Raw genomic sequence first — 17,039 nt, 5'->3', positions numbered from 1 at the left:
AGGTATGCCGCGCGGGCCCTCTCAAGAGGTCTTGTGTGGCACCGCTGCGACGAGACCGCCGTCCACGACGAACTCCGAGCCCGTCGCATACGAGGATTCGTCACTGGCCAGGAAGAGCACGAACGTGGCGACCTCCGAGGGCTGCGCGGGCCGGCCCAGCGGAATGGTCACCAGGTCATCGGGAATGTTCTCCGTCATCGGTGTCCGGATCAGGCCCGGATGCAGCGAGTTGACACGAATGTTGTGGGGCGCCAACTCGAGTGCCGCCGACTTGGCCAAGCCGCGCACAGCCCACTTCGAGGCAACATAGCCGTGCGCCCAGGGCGCGCCCCGTAATCCTTCGATCGAGGAGACGTTGATGATCGACCCGCCGCCCGCGGCGACCATCGGTTCCACGACGGCTCGCATCCCGAGAAAGGTGCCGGTCAGGTTCACGTCGATGATCTGACGCCATTTACCGAGATCGAACTTCCCCAGCGGACCGCCGTTGACGATGCCGGCATTGTTCACGAGGACATCGAGCTTCCCGAACGTATGCAGCGCCTCGTTCACCGCCGACTCCCAGTGCACCGGCTCGGTGACATCGAGATGGACGTAACGCGCTGCGTCGCCGAGTGATTCGGCGACCGCTTTACCGTCCTCGTCCAGGATGTCGCCGATGACAACCTTGGCCCCTTCGGCCACCAGCAATTCCGCGTGTGCGGCGCCCATCCCGCGCGCGCCGCCACTGATGAGTGCAACTTTGCCGTCTACACGTCCCATGGCGGCCACGCTAACATATCAACTGGAACTCAATCCAGACTACTGTCCAGAAATATGACCGGACTCCGGAACAGGTCCAGTTGACCGGCCGTGAGCCACAATTCGCGAGGAGAATCCATGCCCATCCGCGTCGCCCACGTCGGCACCGGGAATGTCGGCCGCCTTGCCCTTACCGGCCTCATCGAGAGCCCCCGATACGAGCTGACCGGCGTATGTGTGTCGACACCCGGCAAGGTCGGGCGAGACGCCGGCGAGCTTGCCGGTCTCGACATCACGACCGGAATAGCGGCCGTCGGCGACATCGATGCACTGCTCGCGACCGAACCGGAGTGCGTCGTCTACTGTGCGATGGGAGACACCCGTCTACAGGAGGCGATCGAGGATTGCCGGCGGATCCTCACGGCCGGGGTGAACGTCGTGGGCTCTGCCCCCGGATTGTTGCAATATCCGTGGCGAGTGTTGCCCCAGAAGTACATAGATCCGGTTGAAGAGGCTGCACGGCAAGGTGACTCGAGTCTGTTCATCACCGGCGTCGATCCCGGATTCGCCAACGATCTACTGCCCTTCGCACTGACGGGTACCTGCCAGACCGTTGAGCAGGTCCGCTGCATGGAAATCGCCGACTACGCGACCTACGACGGCGTGACGGTCATGTTCGACGTCATGGGCTTCGGAAAGCCTCTCGACGAAACCCCGATGCTGTTGCGGCCCGGCGTGCTGAGCTACGCGTGGGGGCCCGCGATACGGCAGCTCGCCACCGGGCTCGGCATCACCGTGGACACGATCACCGAACACTACGAACGGATTCCGGCCGCGGAGGCGTTCGACATCGCCGCCGGACACATCCCCGAGGGCGGTCTGGCCGCACTGCGGTTCGAACTGCGCGGCATGGTCGGCGATCGCCCGGCGATCGTCATCGAGCACATCACGCGCCTGCGCGAGGACTTGTGCCCGGATTGGCCGCAACCCGCACAGGCGGGCGGCTCGTATCGTGTCGAGATCACCGGCGAGCCATCCTATTTCGTGGACATCTGCCCAACCAGCCGCAAGGGCGATCACAACCACGCCGCGATCGTGGCGGCAGCGGGACGCATCGTGAACGCCATTCCCGCCGTGGTCGCCGCCGCGCCCGGCATCCGTACGATGCTCGACCTCCCCTTGGTGACCGCACCCGGCGTATTCACGACGCCGGGGCACGACCTGAAACTCGACCGATGACGACTCCGACCACAGCCGGCGATCACCGAACCGACCAGGCATTACCTTGCGCTGCACAGCATGCCGGACTATCATTCGGACACATGTCCGAACTATTGTCTGCCACCAGTCAGCTGCTCGACAACTCCGAGACAGATCGGGCCGAGATACTCGACCGACTACGCGATTCGGGTGAGATACAGCGCAGAATCCGGGCCGCGCTGGGGCCGCGTGCCGACCCCGCGATCATCCAGAACCTGGAGGCGATCTACACCGCCGCCCTGTTCGACGCCGCAACCGGATATGCCGCCGATTCCTGCGGCGACCGCTCACCCGAACAACTCGTGCAGCGCATACTCGACCGTCGCTGACCTGCCAGGCGTCGACCTGCACGACAACCCCGAGCACGTCGAACAAGGGGATGATGATGAAGAAGACCCGCCTCAGCTGCCCGTGCGGTGAGTACGTCCGCGGCACGGACGAGGACGACCTTGTCGAGAAGACACAAGCCCACCTGGCCGAGAAACACCCCGAGCACGAGTACACCCGCGACGAAATCCTCTTCATCGCATACTGATTCGAACCGATCACGGCGCACACCACAGGACACCATCGGCACCGGGACCGTACGAGGTTCCAGGTGGCGCGTCACCGCACCGAACCCCTGCCCGTCGTCCATGCTGCTGATGTGGTCCAGCGATCCCGCGGTGAGCCGCAGCGAACCAAATCGGGAACCTGCCGCGCTGGCTGAATCTTCCGCCTTCGACAGGAGCGGACTCGAACAGGCACTGCAGGCGCTATCGCCGCATCATGTTCGAGCGGTCGCCTAGCTGGCTCGTGGCTGCGCCCAGCAGTGGTTCGCCTCCGCCGAAATACTCGAACATGCAGCGCCGGGCTGCGAGTGCGCAGCATTACGAATCACCCGGCGCCGACCGCTATTTCGACGGCAACGCGTTCTGCAGCCCCCCGACGTCGGTGACCTTCCAACCTGAATTGCGGTCGATGGTCAGCGAATACGTGACGGTGGTCTGGGCCCCGTCCGGCGTCTGCGCACTGCTGGAGGTCACATTGAGGTAGGCGTTGACCTTGTATATCCCGCCGGACTCGGAAGTCACGCCCGCGGACAGCGGTGACGCTTTCGATGTCCACTGCAGTGGCAGCAGGATCTGCTCGAGCTGCGGGGCCGTGGCGTCGAACTTGGCCGAGAGCTGAGGGGTCGTACCGGCCTGGAGACGGCCCAGCCAGCCCTTGACGTCGTGATAGTCGATCGTCGACGCGCCCAGCGAGTAATCCATCGCGACCTGTTCGGCATGCCGGTCATCGGCGGCTTTCGCATCGCGGTCCGCAATGGTGGATCTGGCCGACCAGTAGAGCGCCGCGAATGTCACTGCGGCGGTAGTTAGAACGCAGATCGCAGCTGTGACCAGTACCGTCGACAGTCGAATCGATACGGTGCGCGGCTGCTTACCCCGCTCACCGGAAACCTTTGATTCGCTTGTGGGTTCGGTTCGGGCGGCGTCTTCGTCGGTGATTGTGCTCATGTTCAGTGTCCTTCCGCCGATTCGGCGATGTCCGGCAGTCACTCCGGCTACCTGACGCCGACTCGGAAATGCACTGCGCCGTCGTCTCCTACGCCGTGTAGCGCTTGGTCGATCAACGCACTGATATCGATGGCGGGCGCTCGGCGCACCGCATCCTTCACAACCGGTTCCAAGGCCGGTCCCAGCGGGGCGATACCGGGACCGATCTTATTCACCAGTGCCGTCAGGTTGCCGAGAAACGGGACGAGGCCGTCGCCTGTGAAATAGTCGGCCACCGGCCGGCTTTCGGAAAGCGCGGCTCCCGACTCCACAATCTGGTTCAGCGTCACGCCGAACGCGCCGAATTTCGGACCGGCGTCGGCGAGTGAGGGCCCGAGCCAGTCCATGTTGCCGCCCAATGCCTGCACGTCGGCGAACAGCTGGCGGATGGATGCCTTGCGACTCAGGAGGGCAGCCGCGAGCAGATCGGTCGACCGTTGCAATGTCTGCATCGCGGTATCCGTTCCCGCCAGTGCACGGTTGAAGGTATCGACCAAGCGCGCGACGGACTCGGGATGAATCTGCTTCAGCAGTTCGACCACCCTGGCGGACAGTGCCGTGATCGTCGTCGGCGTCCTGACTCGATCCGCCGCGATGACCTGCCCGTTCTCGAGATACGGTCCCAAGCCGGTCTGCGGCGCGAACTCGATGTACGGCTCGCCGAGCGCAGACAACTGCTCGATGCGGACGTCGCTGGAAACGGGGATGCGGTAGCGGTTGTCGATTCGCAACCGCACGAGTACGCCGGTGGCCTGTTTGCTCACCGACTCAGTGCGGCCGACTTGAATACCCGCCAAGAGAACCGGAGCGTTCGGACCGAGCCCACCCGAGTTGTCCATTCGCATGTCGGCGGTGATGTAGGTCCGCCTGGGGTCCAGATGCAGAACGCCGACCGTCATGTAGCCGACGCCGAGGACCAGTACCGCGGCGATCGCCGAGAGCGACACCGTCGCACGAAGATTCATCTGACCGCGCCGATCATCCGGAGGGCGTCGACGATGCGGCTGGTCTGTTCATCGGGAGACATCGTGGCGGCTCCCGCCGAGGGGGTGAGCGTGACATCGACCATGTTGACCTTCGGACCTCGTTCGACAAATGGAATGATCTTGTTTTGAATGAGATCGACGAGCTGCTTCATGTTCGACGGCGAGCCGGTATCGAGCGGGTGGCTACCGAAGAGCATGGGCACCACTGCCCGCGTGGTGCCGTCGAGCGATTGCAACAAGGGAGCGAGCCATTTGGCAGCGGGGGCGAGCGGGCCGAGCGACGTCAGCACGAAGATGACACCGATCTGGGCGTTCACCGCGTCGGTAGTGTGTTGGACTCCGTAGGGGGTGAGCAGGTCATCGAAGATCGGCGCGTTCTTCTGCAGACCGTCGTCCACCGTGGCCTGCAGGCCGTCGAGCAGGGCGTCGACCGAGTTCAGATGTTCGCCCAGATCGGACAGATCCGAACCCAGTACGCCGGCGATCCGAGCCGTGTCGGTCGGATCCCTGGGCATCACCGCGTTCATCTTGCGGACGATGCTCTGGAAATCCGAAACCGCTCCGCTGCCGACGAACGTGGACAGTCCGGCCAGGATGTCTTCGATCGACGGTGATTGTGCGGTATCCGAAAGCGGGATCGTCGCGCCCGGTTCCAACTCGCCCGAGCCGGCTTTCGCCGGTTCGGTGAGAGCGATGTGCACATCTCCCAGCGGAGTCTCCTGACGCAGTTCCGCCGTGGTGCCCACCGGCAGTCGCACCGACTTCCGAATAACGATGTCGGCGATCGCGTATCCCCGGCGCGCGACTCCACCGGGGGCGGCGGCGACCGGGTCGACGAGAGTGACCCGGGTCAGCTGCCCCACCCGGACACCGTCGGCGATGACCTTGGCGCCCTGCGGAAGATTGAGCACATTGCCGAACTCGATCCGCAGAGGGTAGGTGGGCCCGCCTACGCCGGCCCCGGGCACGGGCAGATCGGCCGGCTGCAAGTCGCATCCGGTGGCGGTGAAAACCATAGCGACGCAGGCGATTGCGTGCATGCCGATGCGGCGTGTCCGATGGCCTGTTCTCATCGCGCGCTCGCCGCCGCCAGGAGCACGGACAGGGCAGGCACCGTCACCGCACCGCCGTCGGACCTCTGGCACTGCTGCCCGGTGATGGTTTGCACGGCTGCGCAGATCCGTTCGGTATCTTGTTGGGCGAGTGCGAGTTTCGGCGGCAGGTAACCTATCGTCAGCTTGCCCGAGACCGGATCGATCGCGGTCGCGAATCCGGTTGCCACGGCCGGTGCCATCCGAATGACCTCTGAGAGCGACCCGACCCCGGACGCGATCATGTGAGATAGATCGGGGATCGCATCGAGCGCCCGCAAAGCGGGTGACCCGAACATCATGATGGCGTCGTTGCCCTGCGGCAGCAGCTCGGCCAGCGCGGCGACGAGTTCGATGATGGGCGGAAACGCGATGGTGACGATGTCTCCGAAGGTTTGGGGTAGCCCGGTCACGGTCGTCTGCACCTGCGGCCATCCCCCGCGGGCCCGATGCGCGAGTTCGGCGAGTGCGTCCAGCAGCTTCCCGATATGGCCGATGGCGGCGTCGGGCGCGGTGAGCGCCTTGGACAGCTGCAGGAGGATGCCGTTGATCTGGTCACCGGATCCGGCCGTAGCGTCGTCGAGCGCATCCAACCCGTCAGCGAGCGCGGTGCGCTGCGCGGGATCTCCGGAGCCGTTCAGCCGATCGACGAGGCCGGTCAGCGCCTCGAAAGTCTGCGAAAGACTCTTGGGCGTCAGGGTTTTGGTGATGCATCGGTCGGCTTCCCAGCCCGGGCCGGCCGGTTCGGCGCCGATGAGAGCCAGTTTCCGATCGGCGACCAAAGTATCGCTCACGGTTACGGCGCCCACGTCCGGCGGAAGCTTGCGGTCGGCCCGGACCGTGAATTGCACACGGGCCGAGGTGCCATCCGGCTGGATCTCGGTGACCCGGCCGACCGGCACACCCATGATCGTGACCGCGCTGCCCTTGTACAGCCCGATACTGTCGGGCATTTCGGCGCAATATCCGCGCATCTGCGGGCTCGGCTTGCTCAGCTTCAGCCCGATCGCGGCGGCCAGTACGAGCGTGATGACCACGGCGGCCGACATCAGCCCTCTGGATCCGAGAATTCGCTTCACTTTCAGCATCCCCCTCCGGGAACGGGCACGCATACCGCCGGCAGCGGGATCGTGACGGCGGCCTGGTCGACGGTCACCCCGCCACCGGCCGACATGAGCGGAAGCAGGCGCTGTTCCAAGCCGCGCAGAGAATCGACGAGCGCGCCGAGGCGGCCGCCGAGCTCTTGCAGCTTCGGGATCGCATCAGCGAGCGGCTGGGCTCGCTGTTTCAACGACTCATCCCACGCACGTCCCAGCGGTGTCAGATCGTGTAGGACCGCCGCTAGATCGTTCAGGGCCTGGGCGACCTGCACCTTATTGTTCTGGACAATCGTTTCGAGGGTGCCCAGCGTCGTCAGCAGTTTCGCCAGCACATCGGAGTTCTCGTTCAGTGCCGTCAGATACTCGTCGGCGATGGACAAGGTGCGGGAGATGTCCGCGTTCTGCTTGTCCAGCATTCCGACCAGGTCACCGGCCGCCTGTACGGCTACGCGAAGGGAAGCCGGGCTGTTGCCAACCGATTGCGCAACTGCGGCCAGATCCTTCCGCAACATGTCTCCGTCGATCTCCTGGACCGGTTGAACGGCATCCTGGAACGCCTGAGTAAGGTTGTACGGGAGCATGACTCGCTCCTGCGGTATCACCCCAGCCCCTAGCGGTTTCGTTCCCGCGGACTCGACTGCCACGTAGTTGCCACCCACCACGGTCAGCATGCGGATGTCGAGGGTGGTCTGATCTCCGATGAATGCCTGTTTCGCGACGGTGAATTCCATCCGGACCCGATTCGACAGCAGGGTCAGCGATTTCACTTTTCCGACCGGAATCCCGGCGATGCGGACGTCATCACCGGACCGGACGGCTCCGGCCTGCGCCAGGTCCGCCGAATACGTTCGTTCCGGGGAAGTTCCGGTCACGTAGACCGTCCCGATGGCGATGATCAGCAACACCGCGGCGCCTATCCCTGCGAGCCCCCACCGAAGATCGTTGGCAGGCAAGCGTTCCGCGGCGCGTTCTCTGCGGCGATCGGCGAATCGCCGCCGGAGTGTCACTTGTGACATAGGACGATCCTCTGTCCGGCGATCAGCATTCGAAGGGGCTCGGGTGCGGCTGCGGCGCCGTGCGAGCAGGTGAGTTCGGCCCCCGGCCCGGTTTGCGGAACGGCTGCCGTCATCTCCTGGATCAGGCCGGGCAGGCGGTCGAAGACGTTCACGGCCTCCTGCGGGTCGGGAAACGCCTGCTTCAGCACGGCGTCCAGATCCCGGTCCCGGTCACCGGTGACGCCCAGCACGGTCAGCATGCTCCGAAGTGGTTGCAGCACAGGCGGAATCTCGATCGAGAAGCTGACGAGTCCGGGCAACTGATCGCTGATGGTGATGAACAGATCGGTCAGATTCGTCAGCAGCTTCATGGCGTTGCCGGACTTGCCGCCGAGGTGATCGGAGATCTGGGAGAGATTGCCCACCAGCGTCGACAGCACCGCCTGGCGATCGGAGGCGTAACGGCTCAATTTCTCGATGGCGCCCAGCGCCGGCCCCAGCCCGGTGCCGTCGCCCTGGATGACCGCCAGCATGCTGGTGGCGAACTGATTGAGATCATCAGGCGACAGCTGCGCCAGGACCGGTTGCAGGCCCTTGAACAAGGTCGTGATGTCGAAAGGCGGCACCGTCTCGGACGTGCCGAAGACCGTTTTCGAGTCGCGCCGCGCGCCCGGCTGGTCGGGCTGCTGGATCTCGAGATACCGGAACCCGGTGAGGTTCTGGTATCGGATCGCGACCTTGCTGTTGGCGAACAGCGGATGGTCGCGGGTGACGGTGAAGCGTACCCGCGCGAACGTGCCGTCCAGACTGACGTCTCGCACCTTGCCGACCTGTACCCCGTACAGGCGCACGTCATCACCGAGGCGCAATCCGTTCGCGTCTGTGAACATCGCTGTGTGGGTATCGGTTTCGCCGCTTACGGGGCGCTCGACCAAGCGGAACACACCCGCCAGCACCACACCCATCAGGAGTATCGCGACGGCGACGCGCAGCAGCAGGGAACGCGTGGTCATCAGCGCTCCCCCGTGGCGGGACGCTGCGCCAGCATGGCCGACAGCGGTGCGGCCAGGCCGGGCACCACATCCAATTCGACCGCGGCGTCGAGCACCGGCCCCTCAGGTGTGTCGTGAAATGCCGCGCCGACACGCGCGAGCAGTTCGCTCAACTGCTGCGCGGACCGGTCCGGTGTGCTCACCGACGCGGACAGTTGGTCGAGAATCGTTGTGCCGATGGGCAACAGCCCGGAAAAGTACTGTCGCGAGGTACCGAGCAAGGTCGTCGCGGTCGGCAGCAGGTCCGTCCGGACCCTGGTGAACATCTCGCTGAATCGCGCGAGGCGCTCCGGAGACTCCAGATACTTGTTTGTGTAGGTCGCCTCCAGCACGGCCAATCCACCCGTCAACATCGGCGGGAGTCCGACCAGCGCCGAACCGAACCGATCGAACAGCAGAGACGGCGGCAGCTGCTGGGTCTCGGCGAACGAACGTGCGGTCACGCCGATGGCCTGCAACAGCGGAGTGAACGCATTGAGGTCCCGTGACACCTTGCTCAGCAACTCGACGAGTTCAGGCGTGAGCACGTCGCCGGTGAGCCTGCCCGTCGACTTCAGCAGGGCCGCGAGCGTGGCATCCCGGACCCGATCGGTGTCGCGGGTCAGATCGACCGTCGATCTGTTGGCCAGCGCCGCGCCACCCTGGTTGGCGTGCAGTTCGATGGCACTGATTCCGAACAGATTTCCCGGCGCATAGTCGACGGTTACCGCATCGGTGAGGCCGAAGAGCTGGGATCCGTTCAGGCTCAGTTCGATTCGCTGTCGACCGGGCGCGGCGGAGTCGATAGTGGCGACCGCTCCGACGCGCACGCCGTCGAGTCGCACATCCGTCCCCGGCCCGACGCCCTCGCCTACCCGGCCGACCAGCAGCGCGACGTGAATCTCGTCCGCGGGCTCGACGTCCGGCCACACCCGCCAGCCGATGGCGGTCAGGACTGTCAGCAGAATGGCGCAGGCACCGAGTATGCGGGCGCGGCGGGGCCCGACTTCCGTTCCGGGCAGAGCATAAGCAGGCATAACCTCACCCGGTGAAGGAGATGGGAGACTGGAATCCCCACAGCACGATGGTGGCGACCATGTCGAGGGCGATGATCGACACCAGGCTGGCCCGGATGGCGCGCCCCGAGCCGATGCCGACCCCCTCGGGCCCACCTGTGGCGAAAAACCCCTGGTAGCAATGGATCAGCACGACGGCGACCGCGAACACCATCACCTTGATGGTCGCGGCGATCACGTCCCAGCCCACCACGAACTGATCGAAATAATGGTTGTAGGTTCCCGACGGCGTGCCGTGGATGGTGGTCACGATCAATTCGCACGAGAAATAGCTGAGTATCAGCGCGACGACGAATGCCGGTGCGACAGCGACGATTCCGGCGATGACCCGGGTCGTCACCACGAACGGCACCGATCGGATGCCGAGCGACTCGAGTGCGTCGATCTCCTCGGAGATCCGCATGGACCCGATTTCCGCTGTCATCCGGCATCCGGCTTGCGCCGCGAACCCGACGCCCGCGGCAATCGGTGCCAGTTCACGCGTGACGCCGAATGCCGAGATGAGACCACTGAGCTGACCGAGCGACAACAGATTCAGGGCGCTGAATGCCTCGATACCGATGGACGCGCCCATCGCGGCGCCCAGCAACAGCATGAGGGGGACCACCCCGCCACCGATGATGACCGAGCCGCGCCCCCATGTCATATCCGTGATGACCGCAACCGTCTGGCGCCGGTAGTGCACCAGCGTGTAGGGCAGCGACGACAGCACCTGCCAGCCGAATCCGATCACGAACCCGATCGACTCGACCGGGCGCAGCGGATCAACCCGGCGCTGCAACCAGCCCACCCACCGCAGCCCGGCGGGGAAGTACGGGGTCGGCGTCATCACGCCATCCTTACCGGGAAGAACATGGTGACCACCTGAGTGATCGCGGCGTTGAGCACGGCGACCGCCGCAACGGACATCACCACCGCGGCGTTGACGCCGTCCGCGACACCACGCGGTCCCCCCTTGGCCTCCAGACCCCGCTGGCACGCGATGACCACCACCAGGAAACCGAAGATCAACGCCTTGACCAGCGAAACCCAGATATCGAGGGGCGTTGTGAAGGAACCGAACGACTGCCAGTAGCTGCCCGGCGTGACGCCGAGCGCGGATACCGCGACAACAAAGCCCGACGCGATTCCGATGAAGATGATCAGGATATTGAGCAGCGGAGCGACCAGCATCATCGCCACGATGCGGGGAACAACCAAGCGCTGTATCGGATCCACCCCCATGACACGCATGGCGTCGACCTCCTCGCGAATGGTCCGCGCCCCGAGGTCGGCCGCGATGGCGGCAGCGCCCGCACCACCGAGCAGCATCGCGGTGGCCATCGGAGCCCCCTGCTTGATCACCCCGAGTCCACCGGCCGCTCCGATCATCGAGTCGGCGCCGAGCTGAGACACGATATTGCCGACCTGCGCGGAAACGATGACCCCGAACGGAATCGCCATCAGCACGCTCGGCAACGCGGTGACCCTGATCAAAAACCATGCCTGCGTGAGGGTTTCGTGCACCTGGAAGCGCAGGCGCACCGCGTCCGCCACTCCGATGCGGACCGCACCGACGCCGATGCGCAATGCGCGACCGAGCGTGGCCAGGCTCGACAGGACGGTATCGGCGAAATTCCGACGGAGAACTCCCGCCGCCGTCATCTCATCGACATCCGCTCGAAAGGACAGATCTGCCGCCGACATCGAACCTCCTTGTCCGGCCGAGCAATCCCCCGCGAGGGTGTGAACTGGACGTCGGGCACCGGTACCCCCTAGTCCCACGCGGCCGCGCGAACCAACTCAATCTCTGCGCGGTGACGCTACCATATGAAATGGACCACATTCCAGACACTATTCCGGAATAGTGCTCGTTCACTTGTCGCGGTGCGCGGCGCCACAGCGCCCGAGGTGAGAGCGGCCCTGGATGACCTACAGCTCCCGTGCCCGATCCCAGTTGCTGGTCGTTTCGCCGCAGCGAATGCTCATGAGACCGCACCGCGATCGCGTCGGCGTGCGCGGACGCTGCACTGAGGAGCGGAAGGTGTGAGAATGACGGTGACACAGGACAATTGGTCAGCGTCGGTCACTCCAGCCAGGCCGTCGCAGATAATGGCGCGCGCGTTGCATGTCCGCCAGCGATGCCGAGCGCCTGCGCGACTACCAACACCAGGCTGACCCAAGCAGCACCGAGGTCGCCGGTGCGGGTGTCAGTCCTACGCGCCCGCGTTGGAGCCTGTCGCATTCTGGACGAAACCGTTGGACGGCAGGGAATTACCAACACCGGCAGCGTCGAGGAGTGTGGTGGCGGTGGCTACGGCGAGACCGTCGAGGTCGTGGGCTTGGACAACCGATCGGGCGCTGGCCCCGTCGAAAACGAGGGTCAGTTGCCGGCCGAGCAGGACGGGGTCGGGTGCGCCGCCGCGCTCGGCCTCGTATTGGAAGAACGAGGTCAGACCATCCTTGTGTCGGCGAGCGACCAGACTGGCCGGATGCTCGGGTGACTTGAGTTGGACCGCCGCCGCGACATAGGGGCAGCCGCGAAAATCTTGCGCCGGTTCCAGGTATTCCAACCGTTCGAAAACGTGCAGGATCCGCTCGCGCGGCGACCCGACATCGTCGGTCGGCAGCAGGGCGGCCCGATAATCAGGCGCGATCCGTTCCAGGCTCGCGGCCACCAGCTCGTCTTTGCTGTTGAACAGCTGGTACATCGAGCGCTTGGACACTCCGGCCGCTTTGCACAGCGCGTCGACACCGATGTGGACGCCCTGTTCGTAGAACAGCTGTCCGGCGGCGTCGAGCAACCGGTCGCGGGTGGAGGTGGAACCGGAGGCTACCGGCGGTATCGGGTCGGTCATAAAACTCAGATTAGCCTTCCTCTTGCATTTTGGAAACCGATCTGTTTATCTTGAGGAAACAGATCGGTTTCCAAAGGGAGTTCAGTCCATGACCAGCATCAAAGATTCGGTAGCACTCGTCACCGGCGGCAGCCGCGGCATCGGCAAGGCACTGGTGGAACAGCTCTACGCACGCGGCGCCGCCAAGGTCTACGCCACCGCCCGCGACCCGCGGACCATCACCCATCCGGATGCGATCCCTCTCGCGTTGGAACTCACCGATCCGGATGCCGCCGCGGCGCTGGCCGAGCACGCATCCGACGTGACGATCCTGATCAACAATGCCGGGACCGCGCTCGGCACGTCATTCCTCGACTCACCGATCACCGATATCCGCCGCGAGTTCGACATCAACTTCTTCGGAGCGCTGCACGTCACCCGCGCCCTGGCCCCGATTCTGGAAAGCAACGGCGGCGGCCACATCCTGACCATTCACTCGGCGTTGTCCTGGATCGCAGTCCCGGGCACCGATGCTTACGGCGCGGCCAAGGCGGCACTGTGGTCGCAGACCAACGCGCTGCGCCTCGCCCTGCGGCCGCGCGGTATCGGCGTCACCGGACTGCATGTCGGCTACGTCGACACCGATCTGAGCGCGGGGGTCGACGCCCCCAAGACCTCCCCGTACAGCGTCGCGACCCAAGCCCTCGACGGCATCGAAACCGACGCCCTCGAAGTCATCGCCGACGACCTGACACGACAGGTCAAGGCCGGGCTCGCCGCAGACCCGGCGATCCTCTACCCCCAAGTCATCGCGACCAGCTAGTCGGCTCGGATGCCCGCCATCTCCGGTGGCACACGAATCTCGTTACAGCACACCGAAACCACCACTATTAGGAGCTCACAATGATCACATCACGCCCTGTAGCCCTGGTCACCGGCGCATCCTCCGGTATCGGAAAATCGGCCGCCCTTGCCCTGGTCGAGGCGGGATTCCAGGTAATCGGAACCGGCCGCAACACCAGCGCGTTGACCCCGCCCGATGGGGTGACCTTCCTCGACCTCGACGTCACCAGTGACGAATCGGTCGCCACTCTCGTCGCGAAGGTGATCGCGCAGTTCGGCCGGATCGACATCCTGGTCAACAATGCGGGCATCGGCTCGGCCGGCGCAGCCGAGGAAAGCTCGGTGGAACTGGCCCGAAATGTCTTCGATATCAACGTCTTCGGCGTCATCCGCATGACCAACGCGGTCCTGCCGCACCTGCGCGCCCAAGGCAGCGGACGCATCGTCAACATCTCCTCCATCGTCGGGTTCATGCCGCAGCCCTATATGGCCGTCTACGCCGCCTCCAAGCACGCGATCGAGGGCTACACCGAATCACTCGACCACGAGATTCGCGAATACGGCGTCCGGGCCCTGCTCATCGAACCCGCTTGGACCAGCACCGCTTTCGACGCCAACAGCGTGCTACCCGACCAGCCCTTGGACGTCTATGCCACGCACCGACTGGTCTTCGAGGAATACATGGCCGAGGCGGTCAAGGCGGGCGACGATCCCGCCCTTGTCGCCAAGGCGATCGTCGCCGCGGCCACCGACACGAAGCCGAAGCTGCGCTACCCCGTCGGCCAGACCGCTCGGGTCAGCACGATGCGCCGCCTCGTGCCCGCCCGCATGTTCGACCAACAGCTCCGCAAGCTCAACCGGCTCCCCGCCTGACTCCCCCACCACAACAGAAAGCGACGCTCGCCATGAGCACCTATCTGTCAGACACCGCCGAGAATCGGACCGTAGACGCTGCGTCCGCGCGGTTCACTTATCGGCGGATCGGCCCACGCGGTGGCACCCCGCTGATCCTGCTGAACCGCGTCCGCGCAACCATCGACTGGTGGGACCCGCAGCTACTGGACCTCCTGGCCGCCGACCACGACGTGATCGTGTTCGACGACATCGGCGTCGGCTACACCACCGGTGAACCCCGCGACTCTGTCGACGGATTCGCCGACGGTGCAATCGAATTCATCGAAGCACTCGGGCTGACCCAGGTCGATCTGCTCGGCTGGACCCTCGGCGGCACCGTCGCCCAGCGGGTGGCGCTGTGGCGGCCCGACCTGGTCCGCAAGCTGGTGCTGGCGGCAAGCAATCCCGGCGGTCAGGTGCCCGGCGCACCTGCTCCGAACCAGAATGTGCTGGCCACCATGACCAAACCGGAGGTCACCGGCGACGACTTGGTGTACCTGTTCTTCCCCGAGACCGACACGGGCCGCGCCGCCGGACACGAATACCTCGCCAGGGTCGCCACCCGGTTGACCACCGGCGGGCCCGCTGTGTCCGAGGCAGCGGGCAAGGGCCAGATCACCGCGATCGGAAAAAACATGTCGATCCCGCTCGAGCAGGTGGTGACCGACCTGCAACGCCTCGACCAGCCAGTCCTGTACGCCACCGGCCTACGCGACATCATGACGCCGGCCGTGGTGTCCTACACCGCCGCCGAACACACCCGCAACGCCACTCTGCTCGGATACAGCGACGCCGGTCATGCCTTCCTGTTCCAGCACGCCGAAGCCTTCGCTATCCAGGTAGCCAACTTCCTCGATGACTGAAGAACACCGCTCGGAACCAGATCGCCCCGCACGAATCCATCCACTGCCGGGATTCCAGGCACGGCTGCCCCAGTTCGGCACGCTCATCGGCCAGATCGGACTCGACGAGGTCGAGAAGAACCTGGGTGAATACCTCGGCATGGCAAGCCAGTAGGCGCCTCGCGGCTCAGTTCCGTTCGTACCGTGCCGCAGTCGGTGAGCGTCCGGTCCAGCGGATGTAGGCCCGTCGGAATTCACGACCATTGCTGAATCCGACCTCACGGGCAATGGCGCCGATGGTCAGGGCAGACTCCTGCAGCAGGACGGTCGCCCATCGTTCGCGGACCCGGTCACGCACGGTGCTGAAACTTACACCGGCAGTGGTCAATTGGCGGCGTAGCGTGCGTTCGGTGAGGTTCAGGTGGCGGGCCACGGCGGTCACTGTCAAGGGGGTGCGGGCCTGGCCCTCGAGCAGGGTTTCGACCGCGGTGATGATGTCGCTCTCGAAGGTGTGCAGGCTGATCAGTTGGCGGCAGGCGGCCGCGGCCACGCTGCGGGTCGGTTCGTGGTGGTGTGGAAGTCGGGAAGCCAGCAGGGAAGTCGGGAAGCACACGCGGGTGGCTTCGGCATCGAACTCGATCGGACAGCGGAAGAACTGGGTGTACTCGCGGGCGTACGCCGGTGCCGGATAGGACAACTCGACCGAGAGCGGTGATCGGTTGGCGCCGAGCATTGTTCGCACGAATGTCAATGCGGTGCACAACGCCTCTTCGAAAAGGAACATCGTCAGCTCCGGATCGGTTTCACGCTGACGCAGAATCAGCACTACCTCGCCGTCGACGGTCTCGAACTCGATGTCGACCAGACTGCCGGAGGCCACGTGCAATTCGGCACCTAGTACGAGGGCGTCGGCGAGCGACGCGCACGCGCTCAGCGCGATTCCCAGCATCCCCATCGAGACCAGGACGTCGCGCTGGCCGAGTCGCATACCCCAGGGACCGGGAGGAAGCGCGCGCAGGGCGCGTCGCAACACGGGGGCCGCTTGATCGTAGGAGACCTTGACGATGTCGGACTCGAATAGTCGCTCCGAATCCAATCCGGTTCCCCAGAACCACGACTCGACCGATATGCCGAGGTTATGTCCTATCTCCACCACTCCGGACAACACAGTGGGTGGAATGATCGCGTCATTGAGCGCGTGGGGTCGTGGCACCATGCTGTGAACCTCGCGCCTTCGTACCGATGTGCGGATGGAACCCGAGCGTTGGCCGCTAGCGCCCAGCGGCGGCGAGCGCGGTGGCGCGATCGGTGTATTGCTCGGCAAGCCGATCGAGTTTGCGCTGTAGAATGGCGACCCCCGCCGGGTTCACGGGAATCCGCGAATCCTTGACGCTGTACAGCTCTGCGCCGACTTCCGCTATCCGACTGATTACCGTTCCGATGGTCTCGCCCGGTTCGACCTGAACGTCACCGTCCTGTCGGACATAGACTTCGATCCAGAAGTCGATGATCCGGATGATCCGCACCGCCCGCACCCGCGTATCGCCAGAGTGCTGGTTGTGGCCTTGTAAACAAATGTGGGCGAGCTCGCCCGCCCATCGCGCGATCGTATGTTGTTCCCGCGCAGCCGCTGTGGACTGTGCGCCGAGTACCGCGGCCAAGATTTCTCGCACGCCCGGCAGACCGTGGGCCTGCGAACTCTGGTGGGATACCCGAGTATGCGCCAGCTCTTGGACATCGACCAGCTTCAGCCACCGGTCTCGGGAAGGCGAGGTGGGTCGTTGCATGGGCGCCTCCTGGTTGGTGCACCCGGCGTGGCGACCAGA

20 protein-coding genes are annotated in these 17,039 nt (G+C 64.9%); 7 read left to right on the top strand and 13 right to left on the bottom strand.

Going from position 1 to position 17,039, the window contains the following annotated elements; genetic code table 11:
* Window positions 1-21: 21 nt before the first annotated feature.
* Entirely contained in the window at window positions 22-762 is a 741-nt protein-coding gene (locus tag AB0J47_RS23625; RefSeq protein ID WP_364349702.1) for a glucose 1-dehydrogenase, read from the bottom strand.
* A gap of 117 nt (window positions 763-879) precedes the next feature.
* Between AB0J47_RS23625 and AB0J47_RS23620 the strand changes: the two genes are divergently transcribed.
* The 3 genes from AB0J47_RS23620 to AB0J47_RS23610 all read left to right on the top strand — a co-directional run bounded on the left by AB0J47_RS23620 (window position 880) and on the right by AB0J47_RS23610 (window position 2,536).
* Window positions 880-1,980 (top strand): diacylglycerol kinase, encoded by a 1,101-nt coding sequence (locus AB0J47_RS23620; protein WP_364349699.1) that lies wholly within the window; start codon window positions 880-882, stop codon window positions 1,978-1,980.
* Between the two features lie 83 nt (window positions 1,981-2,063).
* Window positions 2,064-2,330: a hypothetical protein gene (locus AB0J47_RS23615; RefSeq protein ID WP_364349696.1), complete on the top strand. Its 267-nt coding sequence runs from the start codon at window positions 2,064-2,066 to the stop codon at window positions 2,328-2,330.
* A 53-nt stretch (window positions 2,331-2,383) separates the two neighbouring features.
* Window positions 2,384-2,536, top strand: a complete 153-nt coding sequence (locus AB0J47_RS23610) for a DUF1059 domain-containing protein (protein ID WP_364350141.1) — start codon at window positions 2,384-2,386, stop codon at window positions 2,534-2,536.
* A 358-nt stretch (window positions 2,537-2,894) separates the two neighbouring features.
* Here the strand turns inward: AB0J47_RS23610 and AB0J47_RS23605 are convergent, their stop codons facing one another.
* The 10 genes from AB0J47_RS23605 to AB0J47_RS23560 form a co-directional block, all read right to left on the bottom strand.
* A complete protein-coding gene (locus tag AB0J47_RS23605; RefSeq protein WP_364349693.1) occupies window positions 2,895-3,500 on the bottom strand; it encodes a hypothetical protein in 606 nt (201 codons plus the stop codon).
* A 47-nt stretch (window positions 3,501-3,547) separates the two neighbouring features.
* Window positions 3,548-4,504: an MlaD family protein gene (locus AB0J47_RS23600; RefSeq protein ID WP_364349690.1), complete on the bottom strand. Its 957-nt coding sequence runs from the start codon at window positions 4,502-4,504 to the stop codon at window positions 3,548-3,550.
* On the bottom strand, window positions 4,501-5,598 hold the full coding sequence (locus AB0J47_RS23595; protein WP_364349687.1) for an MlaD family protein: 1,098 nt from the start codon (window positions 5,596-5,598) through the stop codon (window positions 4,501-4,503). Before AB0J47_RS23595 ends, AB0J47_RS23600 begins: the two co-directional genes overlap by 4 nt.
* On the bottom strand, window positions 5,595-6,704 hold the full coding sequence (locus tag AB0J47_RS23590; protein WP_364349684.1) for an MlaD family protein: 1,110 nt from the start codon (window positions 6,702-6,704) through the stop codon (window positions 5,595-5,597). The genes AB0J47_RS23595 and AB0J47_RS23590 overlap by 4 nt, the downstream gene beginning before the upstream one ends.
* Complete coding sequence (locus AB0J47_RS23585; protein WP_364349681.1) at window positions 6,698-7,732, bottom strand: MlaD family protein; 1,035 nt, start codon at window positions 7,730-7,732, stop codon at window positions 6,698-6,700. The genes AB0J47_RS23590 and AB0J47_RS23585 overlap by 7 nt, the downstream gene beginning before the upstream one ends.
* Entirely contained in the window at window positions 7,720-8,676 is a 957-nt protein-coding gene (locus tag AB0J47_RS23580) for an MlaD family protein (RefSeq protein WP_364350138.1), read from the bottom strand. The genes AB0J47_RS23585 and AB0J47_RS23580 overlap by 13 nt, the downstream gene beginning before the upstream one ends.
* 47 nt (window positions 8,677-8,723) lie before the next feature.
* Window positions 8,724-9,779, bottom strand: a complete 1,056-nt coding sequence (locus AB0J47_RS23575) for a hypothetical protein (protein ID WP_364349678.1) — start codon at window positions 9,777-9,779, stop codon at window positions 8,724-8,726.
* 4 nt (window positions 9,780-9,783) lie between these two features.
* Window positions 9,784-10,647 carry an ABC transporter permease gene (locus tag AB0J47_RS23570; protein WP_364349675.1) on the bottom strand — a complete coding sequence of 288 codons (864 nt, stop codon included), beginning with the start codon at window positions 10,645-10,647 and terminating at the stop codon, window positions 9,784-9,786.
* Window positions 10,647-11,504: an ABC transporter permease gene (locus tag AB0J47_RS23565; protein WP_364349672.1), complete on the bottom strand. Its 858-nt coding sequence runs from the start codon at window positions 11,502-11,504 to the stop codon at window positions 10,647-10,649. The genes AB0J47_RS23570 and AB0J47_RS23565 overlap by 1 nt, the downstream gene beginning before the upstream one ends.
* Window positions 11,505-12,013: 509 nt before the next feature.
* Window positions 12,014-12,655: a TetR/AcrR family transcriptional regulator gene (locus tag AB0J47_RS23560; RefSeq protein WP_364349669.1), complete on the bottom strand. Its 642-nt coding sequence runs from the start codon at window positions 12,653-12,655 to the stop codon at window positions 12,014-12,016.
* An 88-nt stretch (window positions 12,656-12,743) separates the two neighbouring features.
* Between AB0J47_RS23560 and AB0J47_RS23555 the strand changes: the two genes are divergently transcribed.
* The 4 genes from AB0J47_RS23555 (at window position 12,744) to AB0J47_RS23540 (ending at window position 15,388) form a co-directional block, all read left to right on the top strand.
* The gene (locus tag AB0J47_RS23555; protein WP_364349666.1) at window positions 12,744-13,457 is read left to right on the top strand and encodes an SDR family oxidoreductase; all 714 of its coding nucleotides are present in this window, start codon (window positions 12,744-12,746) and stop codon (window positions 13,455-13,457) included.
* 80 nt (window positions 13,458-13,537) lie between these two features.
* Window positions 13,538-14,350: an oxidoreductase gene (locus AB0J47_RS23550; RefSeq protein WP_364349663.1), complete on the top strand. Its 813-nt coding sequence runs from the start codon at window positions 13,538-13,540 to the stop codon at window positions 14,348-14,350.
* A gap of 32 nt (window positions 14,351-14,382) precedes the next feature.
* Entirely contained in the window at window positions 14,383-15,234 is an 852-nt protein-coding gene (locus tag AB0J47_RS23545; protein WP_364349660.1) for an alpha/beta hydrolase, read from the top strand.
* Complete coding sequence (locus AB0J47_RS23540; protein ID WP_364349657.1) at window positions 15,227-15,388, top strand: hypothetical protein; 162 nt, start codon at window positions 15,227-15,229, stop codon at window positions 15,386-15,388. The genes AB0J47_RS23545 and AB0J47_RS23540 overlap by 8 nt, the downstream gene beginning before the upstream one ends.
* A 12-nt stretch (window positions 15,389-15,400) precedes the next feature.
* Here the strand turns inward: AB0J47_RS23540 and AB0J47_RS23535 are convergent, their stop codons facing one another.
* The gene (locus AB0J47_RS23535) at window positions 15,401-16,429 is read right to left on the bottom strand and encodes an AraC family transcriptional regulator (RefSeq protein ID WP_364349654.1); all 1,029 of its coding nucleotides are present in this window, start codon (window positions 16,427-16,429) and stop codon (window positions 15,401-15,403) included.
* A gap of 55 nt (window positions 16,430-16,484) precedes the next feature.
* Window positions 16,485-17,000 (bottom strand): hypothetical protein, encoded by a 516-nt coding sequence (locus tag AB0J47_RS23530; protein ID WP_364349651.1) that lies wholly within the window; start codon window positions 16,998-17,000, stop codon window positions 16,485-16,487.
* Window positions 17,001-17,039 lie beyond the last annotated feature (39 nt).

The organism is Nocardia sp. NPDC049737 (genome assembly GCF_040674755.1).
GTDB lineage: Bacteria > Actinomycetota > Actinomycetes > Mycobacteriales > Mycobacteriaceae > Nocardia.
Note: the sequence above shows the minus strand (reverse complement) of the source record. Positions and strands in the feature narration are given on the sequence as shown.

What these genes read in the sequence shown, in the direction of transcription:
- AB0J47_RS23580 (WP_364350138.1), bottom strand. Translation starts at nt 8,676, where the DNA reads ATGGGTGTGGTGCTGGCGGGTGTGTTCCGCTTGGTCGAGCGCCCCGTA.
- AB0J47_RS23590 (WP_364349684.1), bottom strand. Translation starts at nt 6,704, where the DNA reads ATGCTGAAAGTGAAGCGAATTCTCGGATCCAGAGGGCTGATGTCGGCC.
- AB0J47_RS23565 (WP_364349672.1), bottom strand. Translation starts at nt 11,504, where the DNA reads ATGTCGGCGGCAGATCTGTCCTTTCGAGCGGATGTCGATGAGATGACG.
- AB0J47_RS23555 (WP_364349666.1), top strand. Translation starts at nt 12,744, where the DNA reads ATGACCAGCATCAAAGATTCGGTAGCACTCGTCACCGGCGGCAGCCGC.
- AB0J47_RS23540 (WP_364349657.1), top strand. Translation starts at nt 15,227, where the DNA reads ATGACTGAAGAACACCGCTCGGAACCAGATCGCCCCGCACGAATCCAT.
- AB0J47_RS23620 (WP_364349699.1), top strand. Translation starts at nt 880, where the DNA reads ATGCCCATCCGCGTCGCCCACGTCGGCACCGGGAATGTCGGCCGCCTT.
- AB0J47_RS23575 (WP_364349678.1), bottom strand. Translation starts at nt 9,779, where the DNA reads ATGCCTGCTTATGCTCTGCCCGGAACGGAAGTCGGGCCCCGCCGCGCC.
- AB0J47_RS23610 (WP_364350141.1), top strand. Translation starts at nt 2,384, where the DNA reads ATGATGAAGAAGACCCGCCTCAGCTGCCCGTGCGGTGAGTACGTCCGC.
- AB0J47_RS23625 (WP_364349702.1), bottom strand. Translation starts at nt 762, where the DNA reads ATGGGACGTGTAGACGGCAAAGTTGCACTCATCAGTGGCGGCGCGCGC.
- AB0J47_RS23605 (WP_364349693.1), bottom strand. Translation starts at nt 3,500, where the DNA reads ATGAGCACAATCACCGACGAAGACGCCGCCCGAACCGAACCCACAAGC.
- AB0J47_RS23550 (WP_364349663.1), top strand. Translation starts at nt 13,538, where the DNA reads ATGATCACATCACGCCCTGTAGCCCTGGTCACCGGCGCATCCTCCGGT.
- AB0J47_RS23585 (WP_364349681.1), bottom strand. Translation starts at nt 7,732, where the DNA reads ATGTCACAAGTGACACTCCGGCGGCGATTCGCCGATCGCCGCAGAGAA.
- AB0J47_RS23530 (WP_364349651.1), bottom strand. Translation starts at nt 17,000, where the DNA reads ATGCAACGACCCACCTCGCCTTCCCGAGACCGGTGGCTGAAGCTGGTC.
- AB0J47_RS23535 (WP_364349654.1), bottom strand. Translation starts at nt 16,429, where the DNA reads ATGGTGCCACGACCCCACGCGCTCAATGACGCGATCATTCCACCCACT.
- AB0J47_RS23600 (WP_364349690.1), bottom strand. Translation starts at nt 4,504, where the DNA reads ATGAATCTTCGTGCGACGGTGTCGCTCTCGGCGATCGCCGCGGTACTG.
- AB0J47_RS23615 (WP_364349696.1), top strand. Translation starts at nt 2,064, where the DNA reads ATGTCCGAACTATTGTCTGCCACCAGTCAGCTGCTCGACAACTCCGAG.
- AB0J47_RS23595 (WP_364349687.1), bottom strand. Translation starts at nt 5,598, where the DNA reads ATGAGAACAGGCCATCGGACACGCCGCATCGGCATGCACGCAATCGCC.
- AB0J47_RS23560 (WP_364349669.1), bottom strand. Translation starts at nt 12,655, where the DNA reads ATGACCGACCCGATACCGCCGGTAGCCTCCGGTTCCACCTCCACCCGC.
- AB0J47_RS23570 (WP_364349675.1), bottom strand. Translation starts at nt 10,647, where the DNA reads ATGACGCCGACCCCGTACTTCCCCGCCGGGCTGCGGTGGGTGGGCTGG.
- AB0J47_RS23545 (WP_364349660.1), top strand. Translation starts at nt 14,383, where the DNA reads ATGAGCACCTATCTGTCAGACACCGCCGAGAATCGGACCGTAGACGCT.